This window comes from Mycobacterium paragordonae, assembly GCF_003614435.1.
In the GTDB taxonomy this organism is placed as follows: Bacteria; Actinomycetota; Actinomycetes; order Mycobacteriales; family Mycobacteriaceae; genus Mycobacterium; species Mycobacterium paragordonae.
The window spans coordinates 2,644,460-2,666,028 of record NZ_CP025546.1 but is presented as its reverse complement, the minus strand read 5'-3'; the positions used below and the strand labels follow the sequence as shown (position 1 = coordinate 2,666,028).

The 21,569-nt window shown below is 66.1% G+C and carries 21 protein-coding genes and 1 pseudogene; 4 read left to right on the top strand and 18 right to left on the bottom strand.

The features are described 5' to 3' along the window. Positions 1–14: 14 nt before the first annotated feature. Genes C0J29_RS12510 through pyrR form a run of 4 tightly spaced genes read right to left on the bottom strand, consistent with a single transcriptional unit; the run spans position 15 to position 3,296 of the window. Complete coding sequence (locus C0J29_RS12510; RefSeq protein ID WP_065042625.1) at positions 15–515, bottom strand: PH-like domain-containing protein; 501 nt, start codon at positions 513–515, stop codon at positions 15–17. Then, the gene (locus C0J29_RS12505) at positions 512–1,804 is read right to left on the bottom strand and encodes a dihydroorotase (protein ID WP_065042626.1); all 1,293 of its coding nucleotides are present in this window, start codon (positions 1,802–1,804) and stop codon (positions 512–514) included. The genes C0J29_RS12510 and C0J29_RS12505 overlap by 4 nt, the downstream gene beginning before the upstream one ends. Then, entirely contained in the window at positions 1,801–2,748 is a 948-nt protein-coding gene (locus C0J29_RS12500) for an aspartate carbamoyltransferase catalytic subunit (protein ID WP_065042627.1), read from the bottom strand. Before C0J29_RS12500 ends, C0J29_RS12505 begins: the two co-directional genes overlap by 4 nt. Then, entirely contained in the window at positions 2,745–3,296 is a 552-nt protein-coding gene (gene pyrR, locus C0J29_RS12495; protein WP_065042628.1) for a bifunctional pyr operon transcriptional regulator/uracil phosphoribosyltransferase PyrR, read from the bottom strand. The genes C0J29_RS12500 and pyrR overlap by 4 nt, the downstream gene beginning before the upstream one ends. 317 nt (positions 3,297–3,613) lie before the next feature. Between pyrR and C0J29_RS12490 the strand changes: the two genes are divergently transcribed. Next, a complete protein-coding gene (locus C0J29_RS12490; RefSeq protein WP_120792517.1) occupies positions 3,614–4,276 on the top strand; it encodes a class I SAM-dependent methyltransferase in 663 nt (220 codons plus the stop codon). On the opposite strand, the gene C0J29_RS12485 is transcribed toward C0J29_RS12490, so the two are convergent. The 4 genes from C0J29_RS12485 to C0J29_RS12470 form a co-directional block, all read right to left on the bottom strand. Then, positions 4,265–5,251 carry a sulfotransferase domain-containing protein gene (locus C0J29_RS12485; protein WP_174814838.1) on the bottom strand — a complete coding sequence of 329 codons (987 nt, stop codon included), beginning with the start codon at positions 5,249–5,251 and terminating at the stop codon, positions 4,265–4,267. The two genes, C0J29_RS12490 and C0J29_RS12485, sit on opposite strands and share 12 nt — an antisense overlap. 5 nt (positions 5,252–5,256) lie before the next feature. Next, positions 5,257–6,438, bottom strand: coding sequence for a type III polyketide synthase (locus tag C0J29_RS12480; RefSeq protein WP_120792516.1), 1,182 nt, complete (start codon positions 6,436–6,438; stop codon positions 5,257–5,259). Further along, positions 6,435–7,904 (bottom strand): fatty acid desaturase, encoded by a 1,470-nt coding sequence (locus C0J29_RS12475; RefSeq protein WP_120792515.1) that lies wholly within the window; start codon positions 7,902–7,904, stop codon positions 6,435–6,437. The genes C0J29_RS12480 and C0J29_RS12475 overlap by 4 nt, the downstream gene beginning before the upstream one ends. Before the next feature lie 322 nt (positions 7,905–8,226). Next, positions 8,227–9,090 carry an LppX_LprAFG lipoprotein gene (locus C0J29_RS12470; RefSeq protein WP_065042691.1) on the bottom strand — a complete coding sequence of 288 codons (864 nt, stop codon included), beginning with the start codon at positions 9,088–9,090 and terminating at the stop codon, positions 8,227–8,229. 392 nt (positions 9,091–9,482) lie between these two features. Between C0J29_RS12470 and C0J29_RS12465 the strand changes: the two genes are divergently transcribed. Together C0J29_RS12465 and C0J29_RS12460 are read left to right on the top strand one after the other, a co-directional pair. Further along, positions 9,483–10,691, top strand: coding sequence for a serine hydrolase domain-containing protein (locus tag C0J29_RS12465; protein WP_120792514.1), 1,209 nt, complete (start codon positions 9,483–9,485; stop codon positions 10,689–10,691). Next, positions 10,688–11,239 carry a GNAT family N-acetyltransferase gene (locus C0J29_RS12460; RefSeq protein WP_120792513.1) on the top strand — a complete coding sequence of 184 codons (552 nt, stop codon included), beginning with the start codon at positions 10,688–10,690 and terminating at the stop codon, positions 11,237–11,239. The genes C0J29_RS12465 and C0J29_RS12460 overlap by 4 nt, the downstream gene beginning before the upstream one ends. A 29-nt stretch (positions 11,240–11,268) precedes the next feature. Here the strand turns inward: C0J29_RS12460 and C0J29_RS12455 are convergent, their stop codons facing one another. The 7 genes and pseudogenes from C0J29_RS12455 to C0J29_RS12425 form a co-directional block, all read right to left on the bottom strand. Further along, positions 11,269–12,627 (bottom strand): DUF3592 domain-containing protein, encoded by a 1,359-nt coding sequence (locus tag C0J29_RS12455; RefSeq protein WP_120792512.1) that lies wholly within the window; start codon positions 12,625–12,627, stop codon positions 11,269–11,271. A gap of 202 nt (positions 12,628–12,829) precedes the next feature. Further along, positions 12,830–15,562, bottom strand: a pseudogene (locus C0J29_RS12450) (aminotransferase class I/II-fold pyridoxal phosphate-dependent enzyme); the annotation flags it as partial. A 21-nt stretch (positions 15,563–15,583) separates the two neighbouring features. Continuing rightward, positions 15,584–16,021 (bottom strand): DUF6636 domain-containing protein, encoded by a 438-nt coding sequence (locus C0J29_RS12445; protein ID WP_082994281.1) that lies wholly within the window; start codon positions 16,019–16,021, stop codon positions 15,584–15,586. A gap of 105 nt (positions 16,022–16,126) precedes the next feature. After that, complete coding sequence (locus C0J29_RS12440) at positions 16,127–16,531, bottom strand: antitermination protein NusB (RefSeq protein ID WP_065042637.1); 405 nt, start codon at positions 16,529–16,531, stop codon at positions 16,127–16,129. After that, positions 16,528–17,046, bottom strand: coding sequence for a transcription antitermination factor NusB (nusB, locus tag C0J29_RS12435; RefSeq protein ID WP_120792509.1), 519 nt, complete (start codon positions 17,044–17,046; stop codon positions 16,528–16,530). Before nusB ends, C0J29_RS12440 begins: the two co-directional genes overlap by 4 nt. A gap of 2 nt (positions 17,047–17,048) precedes the next feature. Continuing rightward, positions 17,049–17,612 (bottom strand): elongation factor P, encoded by a 564-nt coding sequence (efp, locus tag C0J29_RS12430; protein WP_065042639.1) that lies wholly within the window; start codon positions 17,610–17,612, stop codon positions 17,049–17,051. Between the two features lie 14 nt (positions 17,613–17,626). After that, positions 17,627–18,736, bottom strand: coding sequence for a M24 family metallopeptidase (locus C0J29_RS12425; protein WP_065042640.1), 1,110 nt, complete (start codon positions 18,734–18,736; stop codon positions 17,627–17,629). 33 nt (positions 18,737–18,769) lie between these two features. Here C0J29_RS12425 and C0J29_RS12420 point away from each other — a divergent pair, with 33 nt between their 5' ends. Next, complete coding sequence (locus C0J29_RS12420) at positions 18,770–19,531, top strand: B-4DMT family transporter (protein ID WP_065042641.1); 762 nt, start codon at positions 18,770–18,772, stop codon at positions 19,529–19,531. Here the strand turns inward: C0J29_RS12420 and aroQ are convergent, their stop codons facing one another. The 3 genes from aroQ to C0J29_RS12405 are packed head-to-tail and all read right to left on the bottom strand — an operon-like array spanning position 19,532 to position 21,566. Next, a complete protein-coding gene (gene aroQ, locus C0J29_RS12415; protein ID WP_370530852.1) occupies positions 19,532–19,957 on the bottom strand; it encodes a type II 3-dehydroquinate dehydratase in 426 nt (141 codons plus the stop codon). Next, a complete protein-coding gene (aroB, locus tag C0J29_RS12410) occupies positions 19,954–21,039 on the bottom strand; it encodes a 3-dehydroquinate synthase (RefSeq protein WP_065042642.1) in 1,086 nt (361 codons plus the stop codon). Before aroB ends, aroQ begins: the two co-directional genes overlap by 4 nt. Next, positions 21,036–21,566: a shikimate kinase gene (locus tag C0J29_RS12405; RefSeq protein ID WP_120792507.1), complete on the bottom strand. Its 531-nt coding sequence runs from the start codon at positions 21,564–21,566 to the stop codon at positions 21,036–21,038. Before C0J29_RS12405 ends, aroB begins: the two co-directional genes overlap by 4 nt. Positions 21,567–21,569: the final 3 nt, after the last annotated feature.

Below are 21,569 nucleotides of genomic sequence, written 5' to 3'. Positions count from 1 at the left end.
CATATCGCCACTCCTCACGCGGCCTCCTCCTCTATCCAATGCACGTACTCGTCGCGGTTGTCCGCGCGGAACCCGGTGTCGATCTCGGTGCCCGAGGGCAGCCGCCACCGGATCGCGAGGATGCCATTGCGGGCCGCGACCTTGCCGGCCACACCGCGCTCGGTCCGGATCGCGGTGATCGACTCCTGCGGGATCCAGATCGGTTGTGCGCGAATGCGTTCGACGAGAATTCCCTCGGGATAGCGAATCAAAACCGCCTTGCTGCGGTAGCCCAGGTCGCCGACGGCGACCCGGTCGTTCCAGGCCGGCGACAACGTCGTGCCGACGTACAGTCCCTGGGTGGTGACCGCCGGAGCGCCGACCGCGTCGGGCAGATCGGGCAGCTCGCCGATCAGCTCCACCTGCGCTTCGGCCCGGCGCCGCCAGCCCCGCATCATCAGGTGGATCACCACGGCGAGGAACACCACCAGCACGGCCGCGAAGATCAGCGATCCCACCAGGGTGCCTGAATTCATGCCGGGCTCTTCCCGTCCCGGGCGGTGATCTTGCCGCGCAGCAGTGTCGCCGTCACGGTGGCGGGCAAGGTGAGTGACTCGTACGGGGTGTTGGCCGAACGGCTGGCCAGCTCGTCCCCGCTGACCGTCCAGCTGCCCTCGGGATCAACGACGGTCAGATTCGCCGGCTCACCCACCTCGAGGGGACGGCCGTGGTCGGGCAGACCGACGATGCGGGCCGGGTTCTCGCTCATCACCCGGGCGACATCGCGCCAGTTCAGCAATCCCGGCTGCACCATTGTCTGCACCACCACCGACAGCGCGGTCTGCAGCCCCAGCATGCCGGGGCGCGCGGCGGCGAACTCGACACACTTCTCGTGCTCGGCGTGTGGTGCGTGATCGGTGGCCACACAGTCGATCACCCCGTCGGCCAGCGCCTGCCGCAGTGCCAGCGCATCGGACGCCTCCCGCAGCGGCGGGTTGACCCGATTGCGGCCGTCGTAGCTGGCCAGCCTGCCGTCATCCAGCAACAGGTGGTGCGGTGTGACCTCGGCGGTGATCGAAATACCTTGTTCCTTGGCCCATTTCACGATCTCCACGGTGCCCGCGGTGGACGCGTGGCAGATGTGCACCCGGGCACCCGCGTCGCGAGCCAACAGGGCGTCACGGGCGACGATGGATTCTTCGGCGGCCCTGGGCCATCCGGCGAGCCCGAGCCGGGCGGCGGTGGGCCCTTCGTGCGCGACGGCGCCGACGGTGAGCCGGGGTTCTTCGGCGTGCTGCGCGATCAGCACGCCCAGGCCGGTGGCGTATTCCAGGGCCCGGCGCATCACGAGCGGATCGTGCACGCAGATGCCGTCGTCGGAGAACATCCGCACCTGTGCGGCACCGGCGTGCATCATGCCCATCTCGGTCAGCTCGACGCCGGCCAGCCCGACGGTGACCGCACCGACGGGATGCACGTCGACCAGGCCGACCTGGCGCCCGCGGTGCCAGACATGGTCGGTCACCACCGGGCTGTCGGCGACCGGATTGGTGTTGGCCATCGCGAATACCGCGGTGTAGCCACCGAGAGCCGCTGCCGCCGAACCGGTTTCGATGTCTTCGGCGTATTCGCGGCCGGGCTCGCGCAAGTGGGTGTGCAGATCGACGAAGCCGGGCAGCAGCACCTGGCCGGTGGCGTCGATGACGTCGGCCGTGTCGGGAATCGGCAGGCCGGCGCCGATCTCCACGATCTGACCATCATCAACCAGGACGTCGACGCGGTCCCCTTCACCGTAGAGCCGCACGCCCCGAATCAGCACACTCATGCCGCGACTTCCTCCGCGCCGACCAGCACATGGAACAGCACCGCCATCCGCACATGCACTCCATTCGAAACCTGTTGCAGCACAGCCGATTGCGGCGAGTCGGCCACCGACGACGAGATCTCCATGCCGCGCAGCATCGGTCCGGGGTGCAGCACCACGGCGTGGTCGGGCAGCAGTGCCTGGCGCCGGGCGGACAGGCCGTACAGCGTCGAGTACTCCCGCACCGAGGGGAAGAAGCCGCCGTTCATGCGTTCGGCCTGGACCCGCAACATCAGAACGCCGTCGGCGGCGGGTAGTTCGGCGTCGAAGTCATTGGACACGGTGACCGGCCACCCCTCGACCCCGCGCGGCAGCAGCGTCGGCGGGGCGACCAGCACGACCTCGGCACCCAGCGTGTGCAGCAGCATGACGTTGGACCGCGCGACCCGGCTGTGCAGGATGTCCCCGACGATCACGATGCGACGGCCCTCGATGCCGCCGAGCCGCTGGCGGATGGTCAACGCATCCAACAGCGCCTGAGTGGGGTGCTCGTGCGTCCCGTCTCCGGCGTTGATCACCGATGGCGAACCGTCGGCGACCCTGGTCCAGTCGGCCAGCAGGTGCGCGGCGCCGGACGCGGGATGACGGATGATCAGCGCGTCGGCGCCGGCGGCCCGCAGGGTCAGCGCGGTGTCGCGCAACGACTCGCCCTTGCCCACCGACGACCCAGACGCGCTGACGTTGACCACATCCGCGCTCATCCACTTGCCCGCCACCTCGAACGACACCCGGGTGCGGGTCGAGTTCTCGTAGAACATCGTGACCACGGTGCGGCCGCGCAGCGTCGGCAATTTCTTGACGTCGCGGCCCACCAGCGCCTGCGCGAAACGGTCGGCGTCGTCGAGGATCGCGGTGGCCTCGTCGCGGGTCAGGTCGCCCGCGGCCAGCAGATGTCTTGGGGTCATCGGGTGATCACCACGCCGTCTCGTCCGTCGTCTTCCTTGAGTTGCACGTGCACGCTTTCGTTGCGTGAGGTGGGCACGTTCTTGCCGACGTAATCGGCGCGGATCGGCAGCTCGCGGTGACCGCGGTCGACCAGTACCGCCAATTGCACGGCCCGCGGCCGGCCGACATCGCGCAGCGCGTCGAGAGCGGAACGGGTGGAGCGCCCGGAGTACAGCACGTCGTCGACCAGGATCACCAGCGCGTCATCGATGCCGCCGGCCGGAATCGAGGTGTTTTCCAGCGGACGCGGCGGCTTGATCATCAGGTCGTCGCGGTAGAGCGTGATGTCCAGCGAGCCGTGCCCGACGTCCACCCCGCTGTATTCGGCGATGTTGGCGGCCAACCGGCTGGCCAGTGTCACCCCGCGCGTGGGAATGCCGAGCAGCACCACCCGGGTGGAATCGGGGTTGTCCAGCGCGGTCTTTTCGATGATCTGGTGCGCCATACGGGAAATGGTGCGACCGACGTCGGCCGCTGACATCAATTCCCGCGGATCACTGGCACCCATGCGAGATCTTGACCTCCTTCTCCGCCTCTCCGGACGGATCGTTAAAGGATGTCGACTTGCGGGGGCAGCCTAACACGGTCCGGCGGTCGGGGTGCGCGGTGGTGACCGGGTGCGCCCCAACCGGTTTCGTCACTTCAGCAACTTCTGCCCCAGGAGTCCCGGTCCGTCGAAGTGAAGTGTGAGCACACCAACTCGGGTGTGCGTCCACAGCGTCTTCCGGCCCAGAATGGCGCGGTCACCGCACGCCGGCGGCGGTGAACGCACATTGGATCGCCTCAGCCGAGCATCGTTCACGTCACCGGCCTACCCTGGCGGAAATGAGCTCTCCCAGTTCCTCCCCGCACATTGATTTCGACGCCCTCTACCGCGGCGAGAGCCCGGGCGAAGGCCTTCCCCCGGTGCACACGCCACCATGGGATACCAAGGCGCCCAAGGAAAACGTCGTCGCCTGGCACAACGCCGGCTGGGTCCACGGCGACGTGCTGGACATCGGCTGCGGGCTCGGCGACAACGCGATCTACCTGGCCAAGCAGGGCTATCACGTCACGGGTCTGGACATCTCCCCGACGGCGCTGATCACCGCCGAGCGGCGTGCCCACGACGCGGGTGTCGACATCCGGTTCGCAGCGGCCGACTCCACCAGACTCGACGGGTACGCCGACAGGTTCGACACCGTGATCGACAGCGGAATGTTCCACTGCCTGGACGACGACGGCAAGCGCGCCTACGCCGCCGCCGTGCACCGCGCCACCCGGCCCGGCGCGACCCTGTTGATCAGCTGCTTCTCCGACGCCAACCAGGCGAACGACGACTGGCCACGTCCGTCAGTGACAGAGAAGACCCTGCACGACGTCCTGGGCGGCGCCGGTTGGGACATCGACTCGGCCGATCAGGTCACGTTGAGCCGCGAGATGGACGGCGCGAACGTCGAGATGACTTTCTGGTACGTGCGCGCGTTGCGGCGCGATTCAGCCGGGTAGCCGAGCCAGGTCGGCAGGGTCGTACCCGCGGCGACCTTCGTGCGCCCAGGCGAGCAGATCCGGCGGTGCCAACTGGTTGATGCGGTCGTTGTAGCGCCGGTACTCGGCAGGGCCGAAGTAGTGTTGCCACTCCCCGCAGCCCCCGTTGCGGAAGAACCGCTCATTGCTGTGCCACATGCCGTCGGTGGTGTTCGGAGCCACTTCCTCGGCGCGTGACCGCATCGCATCCAGCGAGGCGTGCCGGGCCAGCTCCCGGGCCCGATCCTGACTGACGTCGTATCCCAGCACCGCGCCGAGCCGGATGAACTCACCGACCAGGTCTTGCTGCAGGTCGGCGTAATGGAACAGCGCGACATTGGGCAGCTGCCGACGTTCCCAGGTCTTGCCGAATTGATCCAGGATGTTCGCCAGGGTGCCGATTCCCCTGGGCGGCGCGAAACCCACTCCCGGGGGCGGGTGCGCCGGCCCCTCCATCCAATCCCGGAACTCTTCGATGGGGCCACGCTCGGCGGGCTCGTGGACGGGCTGGGGTCCAGGCGGGCCGTGCCGGTGGTGGGCGGGTACGGCGGCGTCGTGCAGCGTGCGCATCCGGTCCCGGTCCATGTTGGCGGTCTGGAACAACATCGATACCGCCGCATCGCGCGGATCCCGTCCGACGCAGATGTAGGTCACGCGATCGTCGAGGACGAGGCCGTCCAGCGGAGTGTGTGTCTTCATGAACCGGCGGTGGGTCTGGGCCTCGAGAACTCCCACCACTTCGTCGAGCGGCCGGATGGTCTGATCGAACCAGGGCGAGACGGTCGACAGCGGACCCGGCAGGGCCGGCCCGTCGAAAACGAGCAGGGAGACCAGGCGCTGCATCCAGGTCATCCCACATTTCGACGGCGTCGAAATGATGATGTCGCCCTCGCGCAACCGCAGTGCATCCCAACGCAGGTTGTCGCTCATCAACGAGCGGTACAAGACACGGGTCATGTCAGTCACCGCCGGATGATGTCGAAAAGGATGCCCTCGACGGTGACGCCCGGGGCGAAGGCGAACGCTATGCCCGTCGAGATCGGTTTGCTTGATTCCGCTTGTCGCACCATCATTTCCAGCACGAAGATCAGCGACACACTCAACATGTTGCCGAACCGGGCCAACACGTCCCAACTCTGCGCCGCGCGGTCGGCGGAGATGCCCAGTGATCGCACGGACTGCTCGATGATTTTCGGCCCACCCGGATGCACGGCCCACAGGTCGATGTCGGATTTGGCTAACCCGTTGTCCCGCAACACCTCCGCGATCACCGGTTCGACTCCGCGGTAGATGTAGTCGGGCAGATTCTCGGACAGCTCGCAGGTGATGCCGTTGTGATTGACACCGAGCACGATGCCGTCCTCGGCATCGTCGAGCAGCTGGGTGAAGCTGCTGCGGATCACCACGCTGGCCGCCGGCAGCGGCTGCTGTACCTGGCTGGCGCCGATCACCAGCGCCCCGCAGCCGTCGCCGAACAGGCTGTGGGTGACGACGTCGTTGATGTCGTCGGCGAAAACCGCGTTCACCGAGCACAATTCGATGCACACCACCAATGCCTTCATGCTCGGGTGAGCGCGCACATACGTCGCGGCGGTACGGATCGCGTTCATCGCGGCCGCACACCCCATGAAATTGATCACGACGCGCGACACCGAGCGGGACAACCCGAGTTCCTTGACGACCGCGACATCGACTCCCGGCGCGATGAATCCGGTGCTGGTGACGAACACCAGCAGCCCGATCTCGTCGGTCCGGTACTGGAGTCCGGCCAGGGCACGCCGGGCCGTGTCGACCGCCAGCGGCACCGCGTTGTCGAAGAACAGGTTCATCCGGTCCCGGATGGTTCCGGGACCGCGGCGGAAAGCGTCGAACTCCGGATTGAGCGGATCGACGGCCATCCGGCGGCTGCCGATCCGCGTCTTCGCATACAGCCGCGGAATCCGTTCCCGCTGTTCGGGGTCGGCGAAGAGACCGGCCACGTGGGCGGCGGCTGAGGTCTGATCGACTTCGCGCTGCGGGCCGCCGGTCGCGATGCCCTCGATGACGGCGACCGTCGTCGGTGGCGCAGGCGGCAACTGGGCCAGGTTGATTGCGGACTGCTCTGCGGGTGGCGACACGACGCCGCTCTCGGGCACGGTGCTCATACTGACCCGATTCCGACGAAACCGGCAGCGACGTAGTGGGCGCTCTCTTTCCAGGCCGCCGGCGACAAGTGCTCGCGCAGCACGCCCCACTTGTTCTCCCGGGCCACGCGGGACGGTGACAGCAGATACGTGCGGCACAGCTTGGGCAACCGGTCGGTGCAGAAACTCTTCGCGGGCAGCCACTCGACACCGGACTTGGCCGCTTCTTCGCGCAGCAGGTCCTCGGTGACGATGTTGGCGAATCCGCTGCGCTGGAACGGCAGTACGTGATGCACGCGGTGGGAACTCAACCCTGCCGACAGGAAGCAGTCGACGTAGCGGTTGCCGATGACCTTCAAGTCGTTGGCGTGCACGACCTGGTCGACACCCCAGTCCTGTCCGGCCACGTCATCGGCATCCTCGTCCTCGAATTCGTGGCTGGCCACGACCAGGAAGGTGCTGACCCACAACGTCGCCACGAATTGCAGGGCCCAGGCCCAGAAGTCGCCGGCCGCCAGAAAGATCACCATTTCCGTCACCAGCAGCAGGCGCACGCCTGACGAGCCGAAAAAGTGGGGCAGCGCGTTGCGCCAACTGCCATAGCCTTCCTCGACACCCACCTTGCGAGTCATGTTCCACACGTCCGCGATCCGGATTGCCATGCCGGTGACCAGGTGTCCGAACTTGTGCAGAGTATGCACCGGAACGCGAAACAGCCGCGGCAGCCGCATCATCATCGTGAAGACGTTCTTCTTGATGTCGACGTCGCTCTGGGTGTACGGATGGTGCAACAACGTGTGTCCGTCGGCGACCACCAACGCCAGGGCGATGTAGTTCAAGTCGAAGGTGTTGGAGAACACCCGGTTCATTCCGCGCTGGGCGCGGTGTAATGCGTAGTGGCCGTACCCCACCAGCGAGCTGCGCAGCAGAACCATCGCAATCACGAACGCCCACAGCGGCATCCACGTTGGGTGGAGAAGCCGCACACCCTGAACGGCAAAATAGGCGACGGCCAGCGCGGCGACCACGATGTTGAACAGCCGGTCCATCCACTTGATCCGGGCGGCCAGCGCGGGCTCTGTCAGCCGCGCCTTGACACGGTGCATCAGATCGTCTTTGTCGTCGAAGCGATATCTCGGGGTGTCGCGCCGGCTGTCGAAGTCGTCTTTGAACAGGAACGGCGGCGCGTTGTGCTTGGGGTGGATGTCGCGCGGAGTCGCGTCGCGGCCCAGTGCGTACTTGCGCTCGAGTATCCGCTCCACGACGGCCGGGTCGCGGTGGTACGAGGCGATAATCGCGGTGATATCGCGATTTTTGGTGCGCCCGATGAAGAAGGCGCCGCCCGGGTGCTTGGAAATCCAATCGCTGAGATCGTAGGCCCGCCCGTTGTACACCCACACATCCGGGAGCACCGGAGGCCCACCCGGCGGCGGCCCGAGATGTGGGCTCGGGCCACGCTCCTGAACGTCAGGGAGGTCGTTGGTCATTCGTGCTCCTGCGAATCTGTTGGGGTGAGATCGGCTGTACGCCGGCCTTCCCGGCGAACTGGCCCCAATAGTTAGAGCGCGGCCTCAAAGAATCCTCGGCGAATTCTCAAAGGACGAGCGGCTCGCGAAAACACCGCCACGCCAAGCACACTCACCCGACCTGAGCGTGCCCGGAATCCCCCGTGCCGTCAGCAGGCCGCCCCCGTCGCTGCCGATCGAGAACCACGGACGAGAACCGACCCGCAGTGCGGCCGCCATCGGCATGCCGCTCTGTCGGGCCGGTCCTCGATCCGGAGTTCACTTGTGGTGGTCCCGAAACCTGCTACCCGGCGGGGTTCGGAATGGTCACCGGCGCTCCCCAATTGGACAGCGTGATGGTGACGTGGCCCTGGTCCTTGTCGATCACCATTCGGACCAGGTATGCGCTCGGCGGCGTTCCCGGCGCACCCGGCGCCTTCACGTCGGCGATGTACAGGGTCACCGGGAGTGGCCCCTTCGCGTCCTTGCCGATCTGCGGCACCAGCGGGTCGATGATCGCCGCGTCGATGGTTCCCGTCACCTTGGTGGTGGCGACGCCGTCGATCGTTTCGCTGCCGCCGGACTGCGGGTTGGCGACCTTGCCGACCACCGCACCGATGCCCTTGTCCTTGTCCAAGACGACACCGGGGTCGTAGATCTTGTCCGCCGGCCCCACCGACGTGTAAGCCCCGGCTTCGTTCTTGGTGTACATCGTCTTGTTGGTGACGATGAACTGCTTGGGCACCGCCGGCGTCTTCGGCTGCAGCCTGATCATGGCGTCACCAACGGCCTGGCCGTTGCCCTCCGGCTGGTTGGTCACGTCAGCGTTGACCATTTCCATGGGCAGGGTGGTGATGTTGGTGGTCTGCAGGTTGACGTGAAGTGAGTGCAGCGCGGTGGTCGCCTTAGAGGCGTCCGTGACGAGTTGCTGCGCTTCCGGCGACGGGGCGGCGGATGTTCCGGATGCCCCGGAGGTCGCCCCGGACGACGTCGCAGCAGAGGTTCCCGATGAACCCGAAGTCTGGGAGGTCGCGGTTGAGGATTTGTGTCCACATCCGGCGATGGCCGCGACGAGCGCTGCTGCGAAGACGATCGCAACAACGGGCGTCGAGGGTCGACGGGAGACACGTCGGTGGGAGATTTGCGCTTGTGACATCAAGCCATTCATGGCCAGCCTTTGCTGAGTTATCCAACCGGTGGTGATGAGCAGCGAGTCGCTACCTTCGTCGTACGGTTTGAACGAGGCCCGGTAACCGGTCCCCGGCCAATGGTCGCGGATCTCGGTGACTGCACACCCGCACCCTGGTTCACCAGCAACGACCATGCAGTCCACCGCACGCCGCCGCCCTCTCAGCAGGTTCACCAGATAGCTTTTGCCGGAGAGCGCGACATTAACACGAGGCCGGTGCGCTGCAAACCGATTCGCCGAAGTAACTGTCGCCGGATCCGGGCCGCCGCTTCGGGCCTCGGCGATCTTTGCGGAGTTCACAAAGATTTCACGTGCGCGGTGAAGGTGATCCCACCTTCGAGGCGATTACTTCGAGGGGCTAACCTCATCCGGTGAATCTCGACGGCAATCAGGCGACGATCCGCGAGGTCTGCGACGCCGGGCTGCTGTCAGGAGCGGTCACCGTCGTCTGGCAGCGCGGAGAACTGTTGCAGGTCAACGAGATCGGCTACCGCGACGTCGAGGCCAGGCTGCCGATGCAACGCGACACGCTGTTTCGGATCGCTTCCATGACCAAGCCGGTCACGGTGGCGGTGATCATGAGCATGGTCGACGAAGGAAAACTCGCACTGCACGATCCGATCACCCGGTGGGTGCCGGAGCTGGCGAACATGCAGGTGCTCGACGACCCGCTCGGCGCGTTGGACCGCACCCACCCCGCCAGGCGCCCGATCCTGATCGAAGATCTGCTGACCCACACCAGCGGTATGGCCTACGGCTTCTCGGTACCCGGACCGATCGCGCGGGCCTACCTGCGGTTGCCGTTCAACCAGGGTTCGGACGTCTGGCTGTCCGAGCTGGCCGCGCTCCCCCTCGTTCACCAGCCCGGCGAAAAAATGACTTACAGCCACTCGACCGATGTGCTGGGCGTGATCGCGTCCCGCATCGACGGCAAGCCGCTCTACGAGGTGTTCGACGATCGGGTGCTGGGCCCGGTGGGGATGACGGACACCGGATTCTTCGTCAAGCCCGAGTCGCGATCGCGAGCGGCGACCATGTACCGCCACGACGAACACGACCGCCTGCAGCACGACGTGATGGGGCCCCCGCACGTCAAGCCCCCGTCGTTCTGCAACGCCGGTGGCGGGTTGTGGTCCACCGCAGAGGACTACCTGCGCTTCGCCCGGATGTTGCTGGGCGACGGTTCGGTCGACGGCGCGCAGGTGCTGTCGAAAGAGTCGGCGCGGCTGATGCGTACCGACCGATTGACGGACGAGCACAAGCGCCACAACTTCCTCGGCGCGCCGTACTGGGTGGGCCGGGGGTTCGGACTGAACCTGTCGGTGGTGACCGATCCCGCCAAGTCCACGCCGCTGTTCGGGCCGGGCGGCGTCGGGACGTTCGGCTGGCCCGGCGCGTACGGGACGTGGTGGCAGGCCGACCCGAGCGCGGACCTGATTCTGCTGTACCTCATCCAGTACTGCCCCGACTTGACCGCCAACGCCGCCGCGGCGGTCGCGGGCAACCCGGTACTGGCCCGGCTGCGGACCGCCCAGCCCAAGTTCGTTCGTCACACCTATCGCGCGCTCGGGCTGCTATGAGCGGCTACTCCTACGAACGACCGCCGACGCACCTGGACGGGCCCCGGCTGCTGTTGCGCCCGGCCGTCATCGAGGACGCCGACGAGATCTTTGAAAGCGTGTCGGGCGATCCCGAGGTCACCCGGTTCCTGTTGTGGAGCGCCCACCCCGATGCGGTCGAGACCCGCCGGGTGCTCATCGAGCAGCTCATCTCGACCAAGAACGACCGCAACTGGGTGATCACATTGCGCCACACCGGCGACATCGTCGGGCTGATCAGTTGCCGCCGCCCGGTGAGCCATTCGGTGGAAATCGGCTACTGCCTGGGCCGCAACTGGTGGGATATGGGCTACATGTCCGAGGCACTCAAGTTGGTGATGGCCGAGCATGCCGGCGACCCCAGCGTGTTCCGGGTGTGGGCGACCTGCCACGTCGACAACTCACGGTCAGCGCGGCTGTTGCAGCGTGCCGGCTTCGCCTTGGAAGGGCGGCTGCGCCGGCACGCGGTCTACCCCACAATGGGTCCCGACCCGCACGACAGCCTGATCTACGCCAGAATCCTGCGCTGAGTGCACCCTCGGGCCCCGAGGTGTCGAACTCACTGAGGGCGAGGGAATTTCAGTAGAAACTTGCTGCCTCGGTCTGTGACCAACACATTGCCCGCGGTGTCGACTGCGACATCGTAGGGATCGCGAAGGCCGTCCAACAACAAGTCGGTGACGGCCCGCGAATTCGTGTTCAGCTTCATGACTCGGTGATTGCCCGCATCGACGACATAGACATTGCCCGCGGTGTCCACCGCGACCCCTTCGGGATGCGATATGCCTTGAAACGGAAGCTCGCTCGTGCCGCCGCCAGCCGCGATCAGGAACACCCGACTATTGCGGGAGTCGGTGACAAATACGTTGCCCGCGCTGTCGACGGCGACATCTGTCGCCGAACCATTATCGGGAGCTTTGAAAAATTCGGTAGCGGTCTTGTCTTCGGCCGGCAACCTGAGCACCCGGCCGGACGATGATTGCGTCACGTACACGGTCCCGCCAGAGTCCACCGCTACGTTGAACGCCTCCGACCCACGCAGGGGCGTGGCGCCGGTCAGGGTCTTGTTTTCCGAGTACGAGTACACCCATAGTTGGCCACCATCGGTGACATACATCTTTCCGCTGTCGTCGATCGCCAGACCGCTGGGCGCCTTGAGCAGAGTACTGGGCACTTCAGTCTTTGCGTCGGTCAAGTCGGGCGCCATCCGAATTAGGCGACCGCCCGCCTGCGCCGACGGCGCGTTCGGCACTCCCGGCATGGGCTTCGTCGTTGTCGGAAGTCCCGGGAATCCTGGGACCGTCGACGGCCCTAGCGGCTCGATCGGGGTTATCGGCGTCCACTCCTGTTTGGGCGGGCCATCGCACACGTACACGGTGCCGTCCGCGCCCACCGCAACGCCCCCGGGATCGTTGAGTACGAAATATGGCACGTCGGGCAACGCCTCGGCCAACTTCGGTCCTTCGGGGGCCAGGACTGGCCGAATGCTCGTGACAGTGAAATAGAGTCCGACACCAAGGAGGAGCACCGCAGACGATGCCGACGCGAAAATCTTGCTACCTCCCCCCGGAATGAGGACCGCCGTCGAAGGGTCGTCCGGATCGTAATGGACCTCCACTTCGGTCCCGACCGCGTAGCGATCCAAGAGCGCCCTGTTCTGGGCGCGCGATTTCGCGGGATGGCCCGTTTGAAGGACGTCGCCGGAGTACTCAACACCCTTCACCTTGTATCGGTACTCGACGTTAACGACTTCACTTTCATAATCTGACTCGACCGCCGCGTGCGTCACGCAACCCGGCACGGTCGGCCAAGCATGACTGCGCTGACCCAGTCGCATCTGCCGAATAGCCTTGACCAGGAGCCACACGCCAATAGGCGTCGCGAACACGCCAAAAATGAGATAAGGCAAATGGCTCATCTGATCTCCGGCGAGTCTCGGAATCCGGCGGTTACCCGGCGACTGTCATCGCCGCACCGACTGCATCGAAGACGTACCGGATGGTCGTACCCCACCATGCCCGTCAGTTCACCTGCACCGAATGCTCGTTCGCCAGCATCGGAGCTTCGGGCGCCCGGGCCGGCTCGGACGATCCGTTGCCGGACACCTTGGCGGCGTGAGTCACCGCGGCACGAGCAGCCTCCGTGCGGCTCAACGCTTCCTGTGTGAACACCGACAGCCCGAGCTCATGGTTGTAGCCGTGGATCTCCTTGACGTCGAGTTGGGCCAGGAAGTACACGATCTCTTTGGACACCACCTGCCCGGGCACCAGCACTGGGAAGCCAGGCGGGTAGGGCACCACGAAAGTGGTGGACACCAACGTCTTTCCCTCGGCGATGCGTCGTCCCGCGGTGCCGATCAATACGTATTCGCGGTCCTTCTCCTCATACCCGGCGTAGAACGCCGAGCGGGTGTCGCCGTAGACGCTGCCCTCGTCGGGCCGGAAGGCCACGTCGAACTGGCTGAAGTCGGGCAGGTGCGGCAGGTCTTCGGTGATCTCTTCGACGCGGCGCTCGTGCAGTTTCCAGTCGGCGGCGCTGGCTGCGGCTTGGGTGCGATCGAAATCTGTTGCCACCCTGCGCAATACGTCGAGCAGGTGGTGAACGCTCGACCAGGTGACGCCGATGGTGAAGATCAGCAGCACGCTGTTGATCGACGTCTTGTTGATCTGAATGCCGAAGCGGTCCATCAGGATCTTCTCGCGGAAGTCGTAGCCGTTCATCCCGGTCTTGCCGAGGAACAGCGTGACCCGCGTCGGGTCCAGCACGAACTGGTCCGAACGCCAGGCCTCGTTCCACTCGTCGAGGGCGCCCTGCCTGACTTCGCGGTAGGAGCTGACATGCGAGGCCCGGTATTCCTCGGGCACCAGGTCGGACTCGTCGAGAATGCGGAACCACTTGCTGATCAACCGGTCTTTGCGGACCCGGTGCCGGAATACCAGGGCCATGTCGTAGACCTGCCGGACCAACTGGAAGCCTTCGATGTCGACCTGCCGGCGCGCCAGGTCCAGCGACGCCAGCAGTTGCTGGTTCGGCGACGTCGAGGTGTGCGTCAAGAACGCCTCCCCGAAGGCGTCGCGGGCCAGGGCGTTGAAGTCCTGGTCGCGCACGTGAATCATCGAGGCCTGCCGGAACGCGGACAGCGATTTGTGGGTCGAGTGCGTCGCGTAGACCCGTACCCGCGCTTTGGCGGGATCCGGCAGCAGTCGGTGATTGACCCACTCCTCGCGCGGCACCCCTTCCATCGTCGCTTTCCAATTGCGGTGTTCCTCAGCATATTCCGGTGAGGTGAGCATCTGCTCGAGCCGCTCGGCCGACACCATCGCGGTGCGCTGCCGGGCCCATGGCACGGCGGTCGCGAACGCGTACCAGGCCTCGTCCCACAGGAAGACGATGTCGGGCTTGATCGCCAGCACCTCTTCCATCACCCGCCGCGGGTTGTACACGACACCGTCGAAGATGCAGTTGGTGAGCAGCAGCATGCGCACCTTGTCCAGGTGCCCGGCCGCCTCGAGGTCCAGTAGCGCCTTCTTGATGGTGCTCAGTGGCACCGCCCCGTAGATGGCGAACTCCGGCAGCGCGTAGGACTCCAGATATCGGGGATAGGCCCCGGCCAGCACCAGCCCGTAGTGGTGGGACTTGTGGCAGTTGCGGTCGATGAGCACGATGTCGCCCGGCCGCGTCAACGACTGCACGACGATCTTGTTGGCGGTAGAGGTGCCGTTGGTGACGAAGTAGGTGTGGTTGGCGTTCCAGGTGACCGCGGCCTTGTCCATCGCCTTCTTGATGTTGCCGTGCGGGTCCAGCAGCGAGTCCAAACCACCTGAGGTGGTGGATGTTTCGGCCATGAAGATGTTGCGGCCGTAGAACTCGCCCATGTCCTGCAACGACTTCGAGTTGAAGATGCTGGCGCCGCGGGCGACGGGAAGCGCATGGAACTGGCCGACCGGTGCGGCGGCGTAGGCCCGCAACGCGTCGAAAAACGGTGTGGAGAAACGGTTCCGGAGCCCCGCGATCACCGTGCTGTGCAGGTCGGTGACATCGTTGAGCCGGTAGAAGGTGCGGTCGTAGACGTCTGGCTCGTCGTCGCTGCCGGCCGCGATCGACTCATCCGTGAGCAGGTAGAGATCGATGTGGGGCCGCAATTCGCGGATCCACTCGCCGCACTCGATCCAGTCGTGCGACCGGTCGGACACCCCGGTGTCCTCATTGCAGCCGAGCAGGGTGTTCATCAACGGCACCCGGTCCCGGGAACGCAGCGGCAGGTCGTGGCGGACGATCGCGGCCTGGATCTCACCGTTCAACGCGACCGCGGTGATCGCGTCCTCGACGCTGGGCGCCAGCAGGATCTCGAACTGGATGTCTTCGGCCGCATTTCGCAACTCGCGCAGCGCGTCGGCCAGGCAGTCCGGTGCCGTGCACGGCGCATCGTCGGCGAGCAGCACTGTGTAGAACTGCTGCTGTTTGGCCTGCGCCACCAGTTCCTGATCGGCCAGGGGCGCCGAAAGGTCGAATAACGCTGTGCGATCACCATATTCGGAGAGCAGCCGCACGGCCAGCGACACCTCCTCGGCGAGGCGTACGGTGGACAGGCTTTCCAGGTGGGCGCGGAAGGTAGCCAGGTTCGCCGCGCCGGGATAGAGCCAGTACCGCTCGTAGGCGCCGATGCGGTCCATCAGCCGCTTGACCTTGGCCAGGTCGTGGGTCTTGTCGAGCCCGGCCAGGTCGACCTCGGCCAGGTGGCGGCAGGCGTCGTCGAGCAGGTTCCAGGTGTCGATGCGCGTGTATGACGGATTGGCCACCGCCGCAAGGGCAGAGACGCGAAGCCGTCGCTTGGGGGCACTGTCTCGATTCATGTCGTCACCTGTTCTCGAGCGTCAATGCAGCTCGTAGGTATCGCGGGAAAGTTCAAAGTAGTGGCCGGACCCGTTGTCGGTACACGAGATGCCCGATTGCTGACTTTCGCAGGTTACCGAGTTGAGCGAGCGACTCTGGCCGTATTGAAGGACTGGGTACCCGGTGCCGCGGACGGTGTCGCTGTGGCAGGTCATCTTGGCCGCGCTGCCCTGCCGCATGCTGATTCGGTCCCCGAACGCTCCCATGCAGGGCGTCGGGCGCGCCGGCGCCGCCCATGCGTGGTCGCTGATCTCGCACTCGACAAGGGCCGAACCGTCCAACAACCCCATCGCACAGTCGATGTTGCCCGACGGTGTCTGGAAGAAATCGAAGCCGTCGGCATGTGCGGTAGCCGGAGCCATCAGCCCCAGCGCCGTCCCGGCGCAGGCCAGGATGGCCGGGGATTTGATTGACTTCACTGTCGACAGCTTTCCGTTGGTAACCAACGGCCATTGTGTCGCGCCCGCGCGCAAAGCGCGATCATTTCGATCGGGAATTTTGACTGCCCGGAATCCGGTGCGGGGTCAGCCGTCCAACTCGTCGTCGCTGTCGATGATCTGTCGATTGCCTTTGCTCAGCGGGTTTTCCATCCACTTGAACAGGGGAAGCTGCGGCAGTTCGAAGCGCCGACCGGGGAGATCGGTGACGTCGCCGAGCGAACGCACCACGCCCTGGGTCAGGCCCATGATGGCCGCCATCACCGGCAGCAGCGGTTGCAGCGGCTTGGCGGCGGTCCGCACTGTGCTGATGCGGCGGGCCAGGATCAGGCGTTCGACCGTGTGGTAGACCGCGGCACCTACGCCCAGGCCGAAGATCGCCAGCACCGAGGCGAGGATGGTCCAGCCGAACGCGGCGCTGATCACCGCTCCCACGACCACCGTCACCGCCGCCAGGACGGCCAGCACGACACGCAGTTCGAGCCGGGTCACGAGGCACCTCCTTGCATGGCGCGGGCGGCCGCGCGGATCTGCGGCGTCACCAGCATGACCTGGCCCAGCACGCCGTTGATGAAGCCCGGGGATTCATCGGTGGACAGTTCCTTGGCCAACTCCACAGCCTCGTTCACGGCGACCGGCTCCGGCACATCGTCGGCGTACAGCAGCTCCCACACGGCGACCCGCAGGATCGCGCGGTCCACCGCGGGCAGCCGGTCCAGCGTCCAGGACTGCAGGTGCGAGGTGATGAGCTCGTCGACGTGCGCCGCGTGCTCTGACACACCGCGGGCGACGACAGCCGCGTACGGAAGCAGTGCGGTCACGTCCGGGTTGGCCTGCGTCAATGCGGTGCGCATCTCGACCATCTCGACCGGGCTCAGGCCGCGTGCCTCCGCTTCGAACAGCACGTCGACAGCGCCTTTGCGCGCCTGATGCCGGCCTTTAAAAGGGCGCGAGGGGCGCGACGGCCGCTGAGCCCGTTGTTGCTTGCCCGCGCTTTCATCCTGCATGGTCAGGTGTTGACCCGCCCCAGGTAGCTGCCGTCGCGGGTGTCCACCTTGAGCTTGTCGCCGGTGTTGATGAACAACGGCACCTGAATCTCCGCGCCGGTCTCCACGGTCGCCGGCTTGGTGCCCGCGCTGGAGCGGTCGCCCTGCAAGCCGGGCTCGGTGTGGGAGACCACGAGTTCGACGGACACCGGCAGCTCGAGGTAGAGCGGCGCACCGTCGTGGAACGCCACCTGTACCGGTAGCCCCTCCAGCAGGAACCGGGCGGCGTCGCCGACCAGCGACTCCGGCAGCGGGTGCTGCTCGTAGTCCTGGCTGTCCATGAAGACGAAGTCCGAGCCGTCGCGGTACAGGTAGGTGGTGTCGCGGCGGTCGACGGTGGCGGTGTCGACTTTGACGCCCGCGTTGTAGGTCTTGTCGACGACCTTGCCGGACAGCACGTTCTTCAGCTTGGTGCGCACGAAAGCCGGGCCTTTACCGGGTTTGACGTGCTGGAACTCGGTGATGGTCCACAACTGGCCGTCGATAACCAGGACCAGTCCGTTCTTGAAGTCAGCAGTGCTCGCCACAGTCGGTAAATCTCCTACAAGATGGCCAGTTCCTTCGGGAACCGGGTCAACAATTCCGGGGTCTGCCCGGGGTGATGCGGGGTGTTGCTGGGCACCACCAGGGTGTCCTCGATGCGGACACCGCCACGGCCCGGTAAATAGACGCCGGGCTCCACGGTCACCACGGAGCCCGCAAGTAGTGTACCGGCGGATGTCGCCCCGATGCCCGGCGCTTCGTGTATCTGCAGGCCGACTCCGTGTCCCAGGCCGTGGCCGAAGTGGTCGCCGTAGCCCGCGTCGGCGATCATCTGTCGTGCGGCCCCGTCGACATCGCGCAGCTCAACGCCCGGGTGCAAGGCCTCCCGGCCCGCCCGCTGGGCCTGCGCGACCAGCTCGTAGATCTCCAGCTGCCAGTCGGCAGCGTTGCCCAGCACAAAGGTGCGGGTCATGTCGGAGTGATAGCCGGCGACCAGAGCGCCGAAGTCGATCTTGACGAAATCGCCGGATGCCAGCACCGCGTCGGTGGGCCGGTGGTGCGGGATCGCCGAATTCGGCCCGGCCGCCACGATCGTCTCGAACGAGATCGCGTCGGCGCCGTGGTCGAGCATCAGCCCTTCCAGCTCGCGACTCACCTCACGCTCGGTACGTCCCGGCCGCAGCCCGCCGCTCTCCACCAGGTCGGTCAGCGCGGCGTCGGCGGCTTCACAGGCCAGACGCAGTAACGCCAGCTCCCCGGCGTCTTTGATTTCCCGCAGAGTCTCTACCGTCCCGGACGCCCGCACCAGTTCGGTGTTGCAGCCGTCCAGTTCGCCGGCCAGTGCGTCCAAGCCGTCAACGGTGACCACATGGCTTTCGTAGCCCAGCTTCCCGACGCGGTCCTGACCGGCCCGGCCGGCCAGAGAGCGTCCCACGGCACGCTCGATGGCCACCTCCAGATCGGGCGCCTGCTGGGCCGCCTGGGTGCGGTAGCGACCGTCGGTGGCCAGCACGGCCTCGCGGTCGTCAGCAAACACCAGCAACGCGCCGTTGGACCCGCTGAAGCCGGATAGATACCGCACATTTATCAAGTCTGTGACCAGCATCGCGTCTAGTCCTGCGGCACTGATTTTGGTTTTCAGGTTGTGTCGGCGCTGGGAATGTGTCACGACCCTTGACCGTACTCGCTACGCTGTTTGCCCATGAACAAGTGGATGCTGCGTGGATTGGTCTTTGCCGCCGGGATGGTCGTTCTTCGCCTGTTTCAAGGGGCGCTGATCAACGCGTGGCAGACCCAGTCGGCGCTGATCAGCATAGTGCTGCTGACGATTTTCATAATCTGCGCCGCGGTGTGGGGCCTTTTCGACGGCCGCGCCGACGCGAAGGCCAACCCGGACCCCGACCGACGCGAGGACCTGGCCATGGTCTGGTTGCTCGGCGGGTTGGTGGCCGGTGTGGTCAGCGGTCTGGTGGCCTGGATCATCGCCCTCTTCTACAAGGGCATCTACACCGGCGGTTTGCTCAACGAGCTAACTACTTTTGCGGCATTCACCGCGCTGATCGTGTTCTTGTTCGCGATCGTCGGGGTCGCAATCGGGCGCTGGCGCATCGACCGCAACGCTCCCCCGGTCGAGAAGCCCGACCACGACCCGAATCGCGACCGCTCCGCCGACACCGACGTGTTCTCTGCGGTGCGCGCGGACGACAGCCCCACCGGTGAGATCAGGACGCCTGGCGCTCAGACCGAGGAGCGGACGTCGTCGGTGGCGACCGTCGAGCGCGAACGTGAAACACCCACCGAGACGATCCGCACCGGGCAGCACGGCAGCGAGGACAAGACCGAGGTCATTCGCACCCGCGACCACAGCGATGACGCCAAGACCGAGGTGATCCGCACCGGCGACCACGGCGGCGACGACGCCAAGACCGAGGTGATCAACCTCGACAAGCCGGATAAGAAGTAGCTAGCCGGCGGCCAGGTACCGCAGGGCCAGCAGATAGCCCTGCACCCCCAGGCCCACGATCACCCCGGTCGCGACCGGACTGAGGTACGAGTGGTGCCGAAACTCCTCGCGGGCGTGGACATTCGAAATGTGGACCTCGATCAGCGGGGCGCTCAGTTCCGCGCAGGCGTCGCGCAGGGCCACCGAGGTGTGGGTCAGACCGCCGGCGTTGAGGATCACCGGCTCGGACGCGTCGGCGGCCCGGTGGATCCAGTCCAGCAGCTCGGCCTCGCTGTCGCTTTGCCGCACAACGACTTCCAGGCCGAGTTGGGCGGCTTCGGCTTCGATCAGGGCCACCAGGTCGTCATGGGTGGTGCTGCCGTAGACGGCGGGCTCCCGCTTACCGAGCCGGCCCAGGTTCGGTCCGTTGATCACATTGATCGTCATGGCGCGCACACTCCCGCGTAGGCCGTCACCAGCAGACCCGGGTCGGGTCCCACCAGCCGGCCCGGTTTGGCCAGTCCGTCCAGGACCACGAAGCGTAATACTCCGGCGCGGGTTTTCTTGTCGCCCGCCATGTATTCCAGCAGCTGGGGCAGCGCGTCCGGGTCGTAGCTGACCGGCAGGCCCAGCGACGTCAGAATGTCGCGGTGGCGGGCGGCGGTGGCGTCGTCGAGGCGGCCGGTGAGCCGGGCGAGTTCGGCCGCGAACACCAGTCCCACCGACACCGCGGCGCCGTGGCGCCACTGGTATCGCTCGCGGCGTTCGATCGCGTGGGCCAACGTGTGGCCGTAGTTCAGGATTTCCCGCAGTTCGGATTCTTTCTCGTCGGCTGCGACCACCTCGGCTTTGACCGCGATCGCCCGCCGGACGAGTTCGGGTAGCACCTCCCCCTCGGGGTCCAGCGCCGCCTGCGGGTCGGCCTCGATGAGGTCCAGGATCACCGGGTCGGCGATGAAGCCGGCCTTGACCACTTCGGCCATGCCGGCGACGATCTCGTTGTGCGGCAACGTCTTCAGCGTCGAGAGATCGACCATCACGGCCAGTGGCTGATGAAACGCGCCGACCAGGTTCTTGCCCGCTTCGGTGTTGATGCCGGTCTTGCCGCCGACGGCGGCGTCGACCATGCCGAGCAGGGTGGTCGGCACGTGCACGATCGAGACGCCCCGCAGCCAGGTGGCCGCCGCGAATCCGGCGACGTCGGTGGCGGCCCCGCCGCCCAAACTGACCAGGGCGTCCTTGCGCCCGATTCCGATGCGGCCCAACACTTCCCAGATGAAGCCCACGACTGGCAGCTCTTTACCCGCTTCGGCGTCCGGAATTTCAACGCGGTGTGCGTCAACCCCGTTGTCGGCCAACCGAGTTCGTATCTTCTCCGCGGTGTGCGCGAGCACCGGCTGGTGCAGGATGGCGACCTTGTGCCGGCCGGCGAGTTGCTCCAGCAGTTCGTCGATCAGCCCGGTGCCGATCACCACGGGGTACGGCGGGTCGACGGCCACCTCGACGGTGACCGGTGCGTTGTCTGTCATTTGGTGGCCTCTACCGAAGTCGGGGTCTGCAGTCGCGACACGATGTAGCGGACCACCGCGCCGGGGTTGCGGCGGTTGGTGTCCACCCGGATCGTCGCGACCCGGCGGTACAGCGGAATGCGTTTGGACATCAGTTCGCGGAACTTCTCGGCACGGTCGGGCCCGGCCAACAGTGGCCGCACCGTGTTGCCGCCGGTGCGCCGCACGCCTTCGGCGGCACTGATCTCGAGGTAGACGACCGTGTGACCGGCCAGCGCCGCGCACACCCCCGGGCTGGTGACCGCGCCACCACCCAGCGACAGCACGCCGTCGTGCTCCTCGAGCGCCGCACGGATCACCTCCTCCTCGATGCGGCGGAACTCCGGTTCGCCGTCGGTGGCGAAGATCTCGGCGATGGTGCGGCCGGTCCGCTGCTCGATGGCGGCGTCGGTGTCGAGCAGGCCGACCCCGAGCGCCTTGGCCAGCCGACGCCCGATGGTCGATTTGCCGGAACCCGGCAGGCCGACGAGTACCGCCCTGGGAGCCATGTC

What these genes read in the sequence shown, in the direction of transcription:
- C0J29_RS12470 (WP_065042691.1), bottom strand. Translation starts at nt 9,090, where the DNA reads ATGAATGGCTTGATGTCACAAGCGCAAATCTCCCACCGACGTGTCTCC.
- C0J29_RS12480 (WP_120792516.1), bottom strand. Translation starts at nt 6,438, where the DNA reads ATGAGCACCGTGCCCGAGAGCGGCGTCGTGTCGCCACCCGCAGAGCAG.
- C0J29_RS12485 (WP_174814838.1), bottom strand. Translation starts at nt 5,251, where the DNA reads ATGACCCGTGTCTTGTACCGCTCGTTGATGAGCGACAACCTGCGTTGG.
- C0J29_RS12490 (WP_120792517.1), top strand. Translation starts at nt 3,614, where the DNA reads ATGAGCTCTCCCAGTTCCTCCCCGCACATTGATTTCGACGCCCTCTAC.
- C0J29_RS12510 (WP_065042625.1), bottom strand. Translation starts at nt 515, where the DNA reads ATGAATTCAGGCACCCTGGTGGGATCGCTGATCTTCGCGGCCGTGCTG.
- C0J29_RS12420 (WP_065042641.1), top strand. Translation starts at nt 18,770, where the DNA reads ATGAACAAGTGGATGCTGCGTGGATTGGTCTTTGCCGCCGGGATGGTC.
- aroQ (WP_370530852.1), bottom strand. Translation starts at nt 19,957, where the DNA reads ATGACGATCAATGTGATCAACGGACCGAACCTGGGCCGGCTCGGTAAG.
- C0J29_RS12475 (WP_120792515.1), bottom strand. Translation starts at nt 7,904, where the DNA reads ATGACCAACGACCTCCCTGACGTTCAGGAGCGTGGCCCGAGCCCACAT.
- pyrR (WP_065042628.1), bottom strand. Translation starts at nt 3,296, where the DNA reads ATGGGTGCCAGTGATCCGCGGGAATTGATGTCAGCGGCCGACGTCGGT.
- C0J29_RS12500 (WP_065042627.1), bottom strand. Translation starts at nt 2,748, where the DNA reads ATGACCCCAAGACATCTGCTGGCCGCGGGCGACCTGACCCGCGACGAG.
- nusB (WP_120792509.1), bottom strand. Translation starts at nt 17,046, where the DNA reads ATGCAGGATGAAAGCGCGGGCAAGCAACAACGGGCTCAGCGGCCGTCG.
- aroB (WP_065042642.1), bottom strand. Translation starts at nt 21,039, where the DNA reads ATGACAGACAACGCACCGGTCACCGTCGAGGTGGCCGTCGACCCGCCG.
- C0J29_RS12405 (WP_120792507.1), bottom strand. Translation starts at nt 21,566, where the DNA reads ATGGCTCCCAGGGCGGTACTCGTCGGCCTGCCGGGTTCCGGCAAATCG.
- C0J29_RS12460 (WP_120792513.1), top strand. Translation starts at nt 10,688, where the DNA reads ATGAGCGGCTACTCCTACGAACGACCGCCGACGCACCTGGACGGGCCC.
- C0J29_RS12455 (WP_120792512.1), bottom strand. Translation starts at nt 12,627, where the DNA reads ATGAGCCATTTGCCTTATCTCATTTTTGGCGTGTTCGCGACGCCTATT.
- C0J29_RS12505 (WP_065042626.1), bottom strand. Translation starts at nt 1,804, where the DNA reads ATGAGTGTGCTGATTCGGGGCGTGCGGCTCTACGGTGAAGGGGACCGC.